The following is a 12,400-nucleotide window of genomic DNA, read 5'->3' on the forward strand; positions in this document are numbered from 1 at the left end:
CCCCCATCATGTCCGTCTCGCCGTACCGCACGGTAATGGGGGTGTGCACATGCATAATCTCGCTCGCTTTCGCTGCCTCGTTTTGTTCCGTGGGCCATTATCCCGCTCTCCGTTTGAGCGAACAGGAAGAAATTGTCCGGAATCTGGGAAATACCGCACCCTTTCGCTCGAAAGTGGCCAGAAAGCTGGCCTATGCTCGCGCGAAAGACGGTTGTTTGGCCGGGAAAGCGTCGACTGGTGCACCGGGCGCCCCGGAGGAGAAAGGGCGTCGACTGGTGCACCGGGCGCCCCGGGGGATGGGCGCCGGCCGGTGCGGCGGGCGACGACGGGGGAAATGAGCCCCGGCCGCTGCGGTGCGTCGGTAGGGGGTGAGCGGTGTGCGACGCGGCGCCCTTAATCCAGGTGGAACAGCACGGGAAGGTCCACGGAGACGGGGGAGTTGTCCTCGTTGGTCTCCATGATGTCGGCCATGAAGTCCCACCATTTGCGGTTGATGGCGGTGTCGGCGCCGGCGGCCCACCGCTCGGGGTCTTCGATCTCGATGTAGCCGAACAGCGTGAGCGTGTCCGGGTCGAGCGCGATGGTGTAGTTGCGGCCGCCGTGTTCGTGGATCATGTCGACCATCTCGGGCCACAGCTCGTTGTGCCGCCGCTCGTACTCGGCCTCCATGCCGGGGTAGAGTTTCATCTTGAACGTCTTGACCATGGCGCGCTCCTTTCGCGATCTGCTGCGATGCCGGATGCCGCCAGTATAGGAAACGGCCCGCCTCTCCGAGGGGAGGGGCGGGCCGTTGATGCGACGCTGTAGGATTTCGTGGGCTCGCGGACTCGCGGACTCTCGGGCCTCCGAGCACCGCGGGCGGCATGCTGAGAAACCGGGGAGCTGAAAGAGGGTGACGCGCCCGCTAGTTCTTCAGCGAGTTCAAGGGCGCGGGCATGCGGCCGCCGCGGTGGGCGAACACGGTGCCGGCGTAGGGGTTCACGGGCATGACCGGGGCGTAGCCCAAAAGACCGCCGAAGTCCAGCTGGTCGCCCACCTGGCACCCGATGGCCGGGATGAGGCGCACGGCGGTGGTCTTGTTGTTGATCATGCCGATGGCGCACTCGTCGGCAATGATGCCGAAGATGGCCTCCTGGGTGGTGTCGCCCGGCACGGCGATCATGTCCAGGCCCACCGAGCACACGCAGGTCATGGCCTCGAGCTTCTCGATGGAAAGGGCGCCGTCCTCGGCCGCGCGGATCATGCCGGCGTCCTCGGACACGGGGATGAAGGCGCCGGACAGGCCGCCGACGCTGCTGGAGGCCATAACGCCGCCTTTCTTCACGGCGTCGTTCAGCATGGCGAGCGCTGCGGTGGTGCCGGGGCCTCCGCACTGGCCCACGCCGATGGCCTCCAGGATCTCGGCCACGGAATCGCCCTCGGCCGGCGTGGGCGCGAGCGACAGGTCCAAAATGCCCTTCTGCACGCCGAGGCGGCGGCTGGCCTCGCGGGCCATGAGCTCGCCAGCACGGGTGATCTTGAAGGCCGTGGCCTTGATGGCTTCGGCCACGGTAGTGAGATCGGCTTCCTTCGGCAGGTCGGCGAGCACCGCGCGCACCACGCCGGGGCCCGACACGCCCACGTTCACCACCTCGTCGGCCTCGCCGGAGCCGTGGAAGGCGCCGGCCATGAAGGGGTTGTCCTCCACGGCGTTGCAGAACACCACGAGTTTGCCGGCGCCGATGCACTGGCGGTCGGCCGTGAGCTCGGCGGCGCGCTTCACGATGCCGGCCATCTTGAAGGCGGCGTCCATGTTGATGCCGGCGCGTGTGCTGCCCACGTTCACGCTGGCGCACACGCGGTCGGTGGTGGCCAGCGCCTCGGGGATGGAATCCATGAGCTTGTGGTCGGCGCGGGTGGCGCCCTTGTGCACGAGCGCCGAGAAGCCGCCGACGAAATCGACACCCACCTCGGCCCCGGCACGATCCATGGCCCGCGCGATGGGGGAGAGGTCGTCGGTGGTCACGGCGGCGCAGATCTCCGCGATGGGGGTGACCGAGATGCGCTTGTTCACGATGGGGATGCCGAACTCGCGCTCGAGCTGCTCGGCGGTGGGCACCAGGTGCTCGGCGGCCGTGGTCATGCGGTCGTACACCTTGCGCGCCAGCGCGTCCACGTCGGCGTCCACGCAGCCGCGCAGGTTGATGCCCAGCGTGATGGTGCGGATGTCCAGGTTCTGCTTCGAGACCATAGCCAGGGTCTCGGCAACCTCTGCGGGGGTAATCTGCATAATGGCTCCTCGTGTTCTTCGCTCGCGACCAACTCCGCGGCTTTTCCATATTCGCACAGTGTAGCAAACGGGAAAGCGCCTCGGGCGCCCGAGCACGCAGACGGTGCCCGCCGACTGATGGGAAGAGCGGCCTTTCGCCCGTGGGATGCGTATCAACCTAAAGTTGCGCCATAGTTGCTGGTGCTTTGCGGGGACGATGCTAGGATGGCTTGTGTGTCGAAGTTGGCAACGCGAGAAGGATGACGTATGAAAATTATAGGGATTTCCAAATGGGAGAAGGGCGCGAGCAACCCCTCTACCCACAATCTGCTCGCTCTAGCAAAGCTATACGGCGTGGACGCCGCCGACTTGTTGCACTCGGTAGCAGCGTAGCCCCCGCTTTTCAACGTGCGTTGAAATCCTAGGATCTTGCCATGAAATTTCAACATACGTTTATACTGAGCAATTATCACGATCGCAATAATTCATGTACATCGTGGTCAAATTATTCCGTTCGCGATAATTTCAAGAGGAAATTCTGGTATTATCCCGTTCGCAATAATTTCTGACGATGGGATGCGCTATGGCTATCCGCAATGCAAAAGAGTTCGGGCAAGCGATACGGGATCGCAGGAAGAAACTCGGGTACACCCAAACTGAGTTGGCGGAGGTCTGCGATGTAGGCGTCATGTTCGTCTCACAGCTTGAGGGCGGTAAGCCGACGGCTCAGCTGGAAAAGGCGATTCGCGTTGCCAACCGAGTGGGTCTCGATCTCAATTTTCGGGAACGGGGGTAGCTCATGCGCATGGCGGTATTCGGGGAAATCGAGGGGAAGCGCCACCGCGTTGGCACACTCGAAACGATTCCCGGACGCGAAGAACAGTTCTCCTATGATCCTGCGTTTTCCGGACGGTATCCTGCAGCGCCTCTGTCAGTATCGCTTCCGTTCCAAGAGGAGCCTTATCCCGCACGGAAGGCGCGCCCCTTTTTCAAGAACCTTTTGCCCGAAGGCGCCGCTTTGGCGGCGGTGGCGAAGAAGCTGGAAGTGAAAAGCTCGTCGTATCTCAAGGTGCTCGACGCGCTGGGTAGCGAATGCATCGGTGCCGTGTTGTTGGAGCGGGAGGAGGGCAAAGAATCCGAAGTGGCTTACGGCTACGAGCCGCTCTCGCGCGAAACCATAGGGAGCGCCTTTCGCGAGGGGGCCGAGGGGGTAGCTCAGCTGCAGGAGGAAGCGAAACTATCTCTTGCGGGCGCCCAGTCCAAGATGGGCCTGTATCTTGAGGTGCATGAAGGGACGGTTCGCTATGCGCTTCCCCGCGGGAGCGCTCCTTCGACGCATATCGTAAAGGCGTCGAGTCGGCGTTTCGAGCAGTTGAGCGAGAACGAGAATTTCTGTCTGCGCGTGGCTGAATCGGTCGGGCTCGGCGTCCCCGATTCGTTCATTGACGTTATCGAGGGGCAGCCGCTTTTCGTTATCGAGCGATTCGACCGGAAGGTGTTGCCCGAGGTCGATAAACGTGCCGGGGCCGATTTTCATCGCGTAGCGCGGATGCATCAGGAGGATTTCTGCCAGATACTGGGGCTCTTGCCTGAGCGCAAATACGAAACGGGGGGCGTTTGCTACGCCAAGCGCGTGGGCGACGAGATAGCCGTGCGCTCGACTGATCCCGTGAAGGATTTGCGAGCGTTTGCAAAACTGCTCGTGTTCAACGCCGTCGTAGGCAACTGCGATGGGCATCTCAAAAACATTACTGCTGTGAGGGGCGCCGACTGGCGGGCTTTCGAGCTTGCTCCTGTTTACGACGTGGCCTCCACGGTAGTGTATCAGGGACTTGATCGCCATATGGCCATGCGCATTGGGCGCACGAACAAGATCGACGAAGTGGAGCGCGATGATTTTCTCATGCTCGCCGCGGAGCTGGCGCTTTCCGAGAAGGTTATGATGCGCCTGATCGACGAGGTGTGCGAGGGTGCGTTGCGGTCTATGTCCGGCATCGCCGCCGATATGGAAAACAGCCTGAATCGCCCGCTTTCCAAATTGGCGGACATAGAGCGCTTCGCTCGCGGCCAGATCGACCGCCTGGGTGCGTAACATGGCGCGGTTCCAAAAGGCGGTCGGGCGAAAGACGGGCCGGGAGATGGAGCTGGGCATCGCCGATGAGATAAGCGGTGCCAATCCCGCCGCCGCCATTGAGCGAGAGGGGATTGTGGCCTATTGCGCCGATCGGGATATTCGCCTGGTGGCCACACGGCAAAGCGCGACAGCCGAAGCGAGAGAGTGCTTCCCCGAAAGCAATCGGGGCCCCGCGCGGGGCCCCGATGAGGAGGACGGCAAGTGGGCTTCCCCGGGCTTTTACGACAGCGCGGCCGCCTCGCCGGCCAGGTAGCCGTGGGTGGCGGCCAGGCCGTTGGAGCCGCCGTGGAGCAGCGATTCGTAGCTGGCGCCGAAGCGGTAGCCCACGGTGTTGCCGCCAGCGTACAGGCCGGGGATGGGGTCGTGGTTGGCATCAAGCACCTGCAGCTTGTCGTTGCAGCGTACGCCGGAGAGGGTGCAATAGAACAGGTACTGCATCTTCCACGCCTGGAAGGGGCCGTCGTCGATGGGGTCCAGATAGCGGGCCGCCTTCATATAGTCGGTATCGGCGCCCGCGCTGCACAGCTCGTTGTAGCGCTCGACGGTGGCGGTGAGCGTGTCGGGGTCGAGCCCGATCATCTCGGCCAGCTCGGCGATGGAATCTGCCTCGTAGTGCTCATTCTCCTCGATCTTGAACATCTCGGCGGCCATCGCGCGGTCGTAGCCGAAAGACGAGGGCATCTCGAAGTCGTTGGTGGGGATGATCTGCCATATGACGCCGTCATGGCCCGGCTGGTCGGCGACGATGTGGGCTGAAGTGAGGAGCGAGGTGCACTCGTTCATGAAGCGCTCGCCTTTGGAGTTTACCAACAGGTAGGGGAACGAGCGCCAGCCGGTGGTCTGCCAGGAGGCCCAGGAGCAGATCTCTTCCATCTCGGCGCCGGCCCAGCACAGCATGCGATGGCCCAGTCCGTCATCCATCTCGGTATCGGTCACTGGATCCTCTCCCATGTAGGCCTCATAGGCGTTGTTGGCCAGCGCCCACTCGGCGAAGTGCTCGGGATAGAAACGGCGCATCATGGCCTCGTTGCCGCCGAAGGAGCCAGTGCACATGATGACACCCTTGGCGGCCTTGAAATAGACGGGCTCGCTGTTCTCGTTAGTGGCTACAACGCCGGTGACGCGACCGGACTCATCCTGCACGAGCACTTCGGCTTTGGTGCGGTAGTAGGTTTCCACGCCTTTGTCTTCCAGGAACTGATGGATGTTGTGGGTGAAATCGGTGAGGATATCCGTTTCCGAGAAGGCTACGCCGGTGCTGATATAGGACGTAATCTCCTGACTGGGATCGGGAAAGATGCCCTCGAGGCTGATGGGCGCGTAGTACTGCTGATAGGGCTCTAGGAAGTCGGTCCGCAGATTGTCCAACACCTCGCCGGAGCGCTCGCACCACAAGGCATTCAGGCGCATGTCGGAACGGTACTGAGTGAGGTTGAACATGGCGTTTGCCGTCTCCACGGGATCGTACTTCGGCAGGCCCGCCTCCAGCTGGGTTTGCGCATTGAGGAAGGAAATGGTCATGCCGCCGATGTGGGGCGATGCGTTGCGCTCGATGACCGTGACGGCAGCTCCGTTGCGCATTGCTCCATAGGCAGCCATGGAGCCGGCCAGCGCCGACCCCACAACGAGCACCTCGCACTCGATGGTTTGGGTGCAATCGTCGGGCGAGAGGGCCGGAGCGGTTCCGAGCCAGTCGTCGGTGCCGGTGGCCGACAATTCGCTGGAAGGCGCGGGGGCGATCGGGGCGCAGCCGGCTAGCCCGGCCAGGCCGGCCGCGGCGGTTCCGGCGGCACCGAACTTCAAGAAGTTTCGACGAGAGATACTCATGGTCCTCCTCCGTAGGCTATGAGGCGCTCGGTGCGTGGGGCTCCGAGTCGTCTGCGGTTTACTGGTGGCGCTATTGTGGCGTGGAAACACGGGATTTGGGAATCAGCGAATTGTTGCCCTCTTTCAACAAGGTGCGTACTTGCGTGGCTGCGGTTCGAGGGACTATGCTTGAATGGTCTGCAATGAAGGGGCGGGGGCTGTATGGATACGAGGGTGTTCGCCTATGTGGCGAAACTTGCCGATACGGGTAGTTATGCGCGTGCGGCTCGAGAGCTATTCATCACCAAGCAGGGGCTCGCAAGCGCTATCGAACGCTTGGAGCGCTCGCTTAGCGTGCCCCTGTTCGAGGCGGATCACAAGGGGGTGCGGCTAACAGAGTACGGGGAGGTCTTCTGCGCCTTCAGCCGTGCGTTTCTCGATCGTCAGAAAGTCATGAGCGAGGAGATCGAGTTGTTGCGCCGCCGCGAGGAGCGTTCGGTGACGCTCGCTGCTTCGACGGGACTGTTCAACGTGATCACGCGGGAGGATATCTGCGCCTTCGATGAGGAGAACGTCTTCGGGGCCTCGGTGGAGATATTGCGGGCGGTGCTCGATGGCGATTGCGAGGCTATGCTTTTAGAGAAGGCGTGTGACTTTGCGCTGTTGAATGACCCTATCCAAAATGAGCGCATTGCCAGTGTTCCTCTGCATCGAGACTCGATGTTCTTCTGGGTTGACGCCGCGCACGCCTTGGCTCAGCGAAAGACGGCGCGCCTGGCCGATGCGGCAGGGTGCGAGGTGGCCTGCCTCTCTCCCGATGAGTATGTATCGCTTGCGCCCGTTGTGGAGCGTCTCCGCGCCGAGGCGCCGGATTGCCGCATCTTTTATGCCGATCAGATGATCGAGGTCCTTGAGCGAGCTCTTGAGCGCAGGGCGCTCGCTATAACCGTGCGCTCCCATGTGGGCTCCTTTCCTCACGAGGGTTTTGTGGGCGTGCCCATTGAAGACGCTTCCTGGGGATTTTCCGTTGCCTACCGGTGCGATCGCTCGTTGAGCCTGTGGGACGAGGCGTTTCTGGCGCATCTGTCCAGCCTGGCCGTCTTCTGCTGACGAGCCGCCTTATCGCGTCGAAGCTTCGGATTTTGGAAGCGCGCGAGGGGCGCGTCGGCGGCAAGCGAGTCGGCTGTCTTCTCGGCCCGCTGGTAGATGCGTTCTTTTCTGCAGCGCCCTTTCGGGCCATGATGGAATGCGACAAGAAGACCCAGCAGCAAAAAGGGAACGGCAATGAATGAGAACGAGGAAGCAATGACAGCGGACGAACGTGCGGCGACGATGGCCATGGCCTACACGGCCGACGACTACGACGTTGACGCCCATGTGGGGGCGCACGAGGCGCTGCGGCGGCTGCGGGACGGCAACCGCATCTACGTGGCGGCCCTCGACCACGAGCGCGACCTGTCGCCCGAGCGCATCCAGGACCTGTTCGAGAACGGCCAGCGTCCCTTTGCCTGCGTCATCACCTGCGCCGACTCCCGCGTGGTGCCCGAGCACATCTTCATGACGGGCTTGGGCGAGCTGTTCGTCATCCGCGTGGTCGGCAACGTGGTGGGGCCGGTGGAACTGGCCAGCGCCGTGTACGCTTGCGAGCACTTGCACACGCGCCTGCTGCTGGTGCTGGGGCACACCCACTGCGGCGCCATCAAGGCGGCCCTCGACGGCGAGCGCGGCTCCGTGTCGGCCATCACCGAGCGCATCTCCGAGGCCTTGGGCGACGTGCGCGACCCTTACGCGGCTAGCGTGGTGAACGCCCGGGCGGCCGTGGCCGAACTGGAGGCGAGCCCCGAGCTTGCCCGCCTGGCCGCCGAGGACGGCCTGGAGATCCGCGCGGCGGTGTACCACACCCACTGCGGCGTGGTGGACTTCCTGGAAGGAGCGGCCGGCTAGGGGCCCATCTGGCCTCGACGTTCGCCGCGGCTTCAAAGGCGATTGCGGTGCACCTGATGCGCAAATGGGGGAAGGTGGCGGGTCATCGCGATGGGCGCCCGTCGGCTCCGCCCGCTGGTCGTGGAGCCTCCCGCTGAGAAAGGTCTTATCGTAATGGCTTGCGATAAAGTGATAGAGGGGCTACACTGGCGGCGATGACATTCGCGTCCAGGCGCAGAGCGCGGGAAGGCGGGGGAGAGGGTTGTTCAGCGAGCTTGCCGTGGCCTACCTGTTCTTCGGCGGGGCAGGGGCGGGCGCGTGCGTGGTCTTGGGCGTTTTGGAATGCGCCAACATCGGCCGCTACGGCGCGTTGCCGAGCGGACGTGCCCTGGGCGTGATGCGAGCGTGCTCAGCCCGATGGGCGCAGCGCCTACGGGTTCCCCATGAGCTCCTGTCGCGCGGCTGGGTGCTGTGCCTGATTCTGCTCGGCGCCGGCTCGCTCTGCCTGCTGGCGGACGCGGGGCGTCCCGAGCGCGTGGCGGCCCTGTGGCTCGCGCCGCGCTTCTCGGTGGTCACGGTGGGCGCCTGGGCCCTGCTGGCATCGAGCGTCGCGGCCGCGTTCTTCGCGGCGGCGTCGAACGGGCTGGGGATGCGCCTGCGCCCGGCCCCGGTGCTGGCGGCTGCGATCTTCGCCGTTGCGGCGGGGCTTGTCACGGCGGCGTACACGGGCGTGCTCTTGGGCTCGCTTCCCTCGGTGCTCGCCTACCGCACGGGGGTCTTGCCGGCCCTGTTCCTGCTGTCGAGCCTCTCGTGCGGCGCGGCCGTGGTGTTCGTCGCGGCGTCCCTCGTCGACTCGCGCCTGCCCTTCGGCTCGGCGCTGCGACGGCTGGGGCGCGCCGACCGCGTCATCATCCTCGCCGAGGCGGCGCTGCTGGCGCTGTTCGTCGGGGGGCAGCTGGCCGACGAGGGGACGAGGGCCGGCGCCTCGTCTCTGGTCGCCGGCGACGGAGCCGTGCTGTTCTGGGTGGTGCTGGTGCTCGGCGGCCTCGGTGCCCCCTTCGTCTTGGAATGGAGCTATCCGGCGGGCGACCGCCGGGTGAAGGGCCTCTGGATCGCCTTCTGCATCCTGCTAGGCGCCGCCGCGCTGCGCGTGGGCGTGGCCGGCCTGGCCGCCTTCGATATCTCCCAAACACCCGAGCTCGCATTCCGGCTGGCCGCTGCGGTGCCGGGTTGAGCCGCGAGGGGCAGTGCGCGAATTTGGAACGGAACGAGAGGAAGGGATAGACGATGTTCGGCAGTACGAGAAGCAAGAAGGGCCTCCGCAACGAGCGAGAGACCGCCTGCGGTCCTTGGAGCGACAACGAGGCCGAGATGCTCGCCGCCACGTCCTATGTGCCGCGCAAATCGTCGCGCAACGGGGCGCTTGTGTTCAGCGTTGCGGTATTTTTGGCCGCGGGCGCGGCGGTGCTCGCCTGCGGCATTGCCCTGGAGGGGCGCGTTTCCCTCGCGTGCATTCTAGGTGCGCTGGCCGCGGCGCTCGTGGCGGCCTCGTCGCTTCACATTGCGCTCGGCTGGGAGAAAGTGGTGGTGCTGCGCCTGGGCAAGCTGGACCGCGTGGTGGGACCGGGCTTCTACGCCACCATTCCCATTTTGGAGTACGGAACCATCCGCGTGGACCAGCGCACCATCGCCACGCCCTTCCGCGCCGAGCGTACGCTCACGGCCGATCTGGTGCCCGTGAACATCGACGCGGTGCTGTTCTGGGTGGTGTGGGATGCGGAAAAGGCATGCGTGGAGGTGGAGGACTACTATGCGGCCATATCGTATCTTGCCCAAACCTCATTGCGCGAGGCGGTGGGCCGCTCCACGGTGGCCGAGGTGGCCTTGCGCCGCGACCAGCTGGACGAGGAGATCAAGGCCGATATCGAGAAGGAGGCGGCCGGCTGGGGCGTCGATGTCATCTCGGTGAAGGTGCGTGACATTGTGATTCCCGCCGACCTGCAGCATGTCATGTCTCTGGAGGCCCAGGCCGACCGCGAGCGCAACGCTCGCATGACCGTCGCCAGCGCGGAGGCCGACCTTGCGGAGATGCTTGCCGAGGCGGCCCAGGTGTACGGCGATGCCGACGCGGCCCTGAAGCTGCGTACCATGCTCATGCAGTACGAGACGGTGAGGGGCTCGGGCAGCGCGGTAGTCACGGTGCCCACGGCCGTGAGCGATGGTTTTGCGGAGGGGGTTCAGAGGCAGGGCGGGGGACTCTGATAGGATATGTCCGTTAGCGACGAGAGAGATATACCATGAACGCCCTTGAATCCTTCGCCATCGACCACAACTCCGGCCTGCCGGTGTGGATACAGATCAAGAACCGCATCGCCTACCTCATCGGCTCGGGCGCCTATGTTCCCGGCGACCGGCTTCCCACGGTGCGCGCGCTCGCGGTGGATCTGGACATCAGCTACAACACGGTGAACCGCGCCTACATGGACCTGGAGCGCGAGGGCTACATCTCAACCCGCAAGGGGCGGGGCACCTTCGTGGCCGAGCGTCACGACCTGGGCGCCCACACCGCTTCCGATTCTCCCATCGAGCTGGTGATCGACGACATGATCCGCGTGTGCTCGAATGCGGGCTTGGCCGATGACGACATCGTCGCCATGGTGGAGGCTCGCCTCGCGCATCGGGATTTCATGCGCTAGAGGCGCGTTTGCTCGGGAGCCGCGAGACTCGCGACCCGCAGGGCTCGGCGATGCGGGGCGTCCGGATGCGCGGCTTCAATCAGATCAAGTCAAGTCTTTATTGTCGCAAGATATTGTGATAATGTGACATCGTGACAGAGACACGGTCACATCGAGCGGTCGAGACAATGCTGTCCAGGGGGAAAGATGGCAGTCGAGAGGGAAACCAAAGGGATCGGCGCAGGCGACGGCCTGCAGTCGGCCCTCGCGCTGTACGAGGGCATCGAGGCGGAGCACATGGCCGCCCTCGAGGCGACCGGCGTGGCGTTCGCTCCGAGCGATACCGAGCGCCGCGAGCGCGAGGAGCTGCTCGGCCGGCTGCGCGAGAAGGGCGCGCGCATTCGCAACGGCGGGGCGAGCGTCGCCCTCGGCCCCATGAGCGTGGCCTGCGAGGCCTGTACCGGCTCCTGCGTGAGCCGCAGCTTCGCCTTGACGAACAACTGCCACCGCGACTGCTTCTTCTGCTTCAACCCCAACCAGGAGGATTTCGCCTACTGGTGCGAGCGGCCCTTCCCCTGGCGTCGCCAGCTGGATGACTTGGCCGCCGAGCCCTGTCCCCCGGCGTGCGTCGCGCTGACCGGGGGCGAGCCGCTTCTGATGGCCGACGAAGCCGTGGCCTTCTTCTCCCGCGCCGCCGAGCTGTTTCCCGATGTGCATCTGCGCCTGTACACGTCGGGCGATCTGCTGACGCGCGACCTGATCGATCGTCTGGTGCAGGCGGGGCTCCACGAAATCCGATTCTCCGTCAAGCAAGATGACGAGCCGGCGCTTTTGGAGAAGGTGCTGGAGCGTGTGGCCTGGGCGCGCGAGAGCGTGCCCACCGTCATGGTGGAGATGCCCGTCATCCCGGGAACCGAATCGTTCATGGAGGATCTCTTGGCGAAGCTCGATGTCCTGGGCGTCGACGGCATCAACTTGCTGGAGTTCGCCTACGCTATGTGGAATTGGCCCGTGTTCGCCTCTCTCGGCCTCACCCTGCGCAATCCGCCTCAGCGGGTGCTGTTCGACTACACCTACGCCGGGGCCTTGGCGGTGCAGGACAGCGAGGAGGCGTGCTTGCGTCTGATGCTTTGGGCGCGCGAGCAAGGTCTGCGGCTCTCTTTGCATTACTGCTCGTTGGAGAACAAGCACCGTGCCCAGGTGCGCAATACGAACGAGCCCTTCGTCGATATTCATCCCTGCTACGCCTTCGATTACGATGACTTTTTCCTGAAGGCCGCGGTGGCCTTCGATGACGACCGCATGCCGGTGCGCCGCGCGCTCGAGAGGAAGGGGTGCTCCCATTTTCTCGAGGACGCCGAGGGGAGGTCGCTGGCCTTCCATCCTCGCTGGCTTCCCCTCGCCCGTGCGGCTGCGCCTGACCCCGAGCGACTATGCGTGTCCTTCAACATCGTGGCGGACGAGGGGCGGTCGCTGCGGGAGCTGAAGGTGGAGGCTGCGAGCGAGGCTCCCGTTCGGCTTGTCGACGACACCGGCCTGGCCGATGCGCGTGAGCGGTGCCTCCAGGGGTTCGAGAAGAATTGGGCTCGCTGAGCGTCCATCCCCAAAACGAGT

The 12,400-nt window shown here is 64.4% G+C and carries 12 protein-coding genes; 9 read left to right on the plus strand and 3 right to left on the minus strand.

Annotation, left to right across the window (positions count from 1 at the left end):
- Positions 1 to 393: 393 nt before the first annotated feature.
- Complete coding sequence (rhaM, locus tag Q5064_RS06095) at positions 394 to 705, minus strand: L-rhamnose mutarotase (protein WP_302963059.1); 312 nt, start codon at positions 703 to 705, stop codon at positions 394 to 396.
- Positions 706 to 904: 199 nt separating this feature from the next.
- Positions 905 to 2,269, minus strand: a complete 1,365-nt coding sequence (locus Q5064_RS06100; protein ID WP_302963060.1) for a PFL family protein — start codon at positions 2,267 to 2,269, stop codon at positions 905 to 907.
- Positions 2,270 to 2,515: 246 nt separating this feature from the next.
- Here Q5064_RS06100 and Q5064_RS06105 point away from each other — a divergent pair, with 246 nt between their 5' ends.
- From Q5064_RS06105 to Q5064_RS06115, 3 genes are all read left to right on the plus strand, one after another.
- Positions 2,516 to 2,641, plus strand: a complete 126-nt coding sequence (locus Q5064_RS06105; protein WP_242369493.1) for a helix-turn-helix domain-containing protein — start codon at positions 2,516 to 2,518, stop codon at positions 2,639 to 2,641.
- 190 nt (positions 2,642 to 2,831) lie between these two features.
- Positions 2,832 to 3,044, plus strand: coding sequence for a helix-turn-helix domain-containing protein (locus Q5064_RS06110; protein ID WP_302963061.1), 213 nt, complete (start codon positions 2,832 to 2,834; stop codon positions 3,042 to 3,044).
- Positions 3,045 to 3,047: 3 nt separating this feature from the next.
- Positions 3,048 to 4,340: a HipA domain-containing protein gene (locus Q5064_RS06115; protein WP_302963062.1), complete on the plus strand. Its 1,293-nt coding sequence runs from the start codon at positions 3,048 to 3,050 to the stop codon at positions 4,338 to 4,340.
- Positions 4,341 to 4,601: 261 nt separating this feature from the next.
- Here Q5064_RS06115 and Q5064_RS06120 read toward each other — a convergent pair whose 3' ends face one another.
- Positions 4,602 to 6,209, minus strand: coding sequence for an FAD-dependent oxidoreductase (locus Q5064_RS06120; protein ID WP_302963063.1), 1,608 nt, complete (start codon positions 6,207 to 6,209; stop codon positions 4,602 to 4,604).
- Between the two features lie 201 nt (positions 6,210 to 6,410).
- Between Q5064_RS06120 and Q5064_RS06125 the strand changes: the two genes are divergently transcribed.
- The 6 genes from Q5064_RS06125 (at position 6,411) to Q5064_RS06150 (ending at position 12,379) form a co-directional block, all read left to right on the plus strand.
- Entirely contained in the window at positions 6,411 to 7,298 is an 888-nt protein-coding gene (locus Q5064_RS06125) for a LysR family transcriptional regulator (RefSeq protein WP_302963065.1), read from the plus strand.
- Between the two features lie 195 nt (positions 7,299 to 7,493).
- Positions 7,494 to 8,132, plus strand: a complete 639-nt coding sequence (locus tag Q5064_RS06130; RefSeq protein ID WP_302963066.1) for a carbonic anhydrase — start codon at positions 7,494 to 7,496, stop codon at positions 8,130 to 8,132.
- A gap of 241 nt (positions 8,133 to 8,373) precedes the next feature.
- Complete coding sequence (nrfD, locus tag Q5064_RS06135) at positions 8,374 to 9,345, plus strand: NrfD/PsrC family molybdoenzyme membrane anchor subunit (RefSeq protein WP_302963067.1); 972 nt, start codon at positions 8,374 to 8,376, stop codon at positions 9,343 to 9,345.
- A 53-nt stretch (positions 9,346 to 9,398) separates the two neighbouring features.
- A complete protein-coding gene (locus tag Q5064_RS06140; protein ID WP_302963068.1) occupies positions 9,399 to 10,373 on the plus strand; it encodes a slipin family protein in 975 nt (324 codons plus the stop codon).
- Between the two features lie 35 nt (positions 10,374 to 10,408).
- A complete protein-coding gene (locus Q5064_RS06145) occupies positions 10,409 to 10,807 on the plus strand; it encodes a GntR family transcriptional regulator (RefSeq protein WP_302963070.1) in 399 nt (132 codons plus the stop codon).
- Between the two features lie 186 nt (positions 10,808 to 10,993).
- A complete protein-coding gene (locus tag Q5064_RS06150) occupies positions 10,994 to 12,379 on the plus strand; it encodes a radical SAM protein (RefSeq protein WP_302963071.1) in 1,386 nt (461 codons plus the stop codon).
- The last annotated feature ends 21 nt before the right edge of the window (positions 12,380 to 12,400 follow it).

Origin of the sequence: uncultured Adlercreutzia sp. (genome assembly GCF_958431955.1) — a bacterium.
In the GTDB taxonomy this organism is placed as follows: domain Bacteria; phylum Actinomycetota; class Coriobacteriia; order Coriobacteriales; family Eggerthellaceae; genus Adlercreutzia.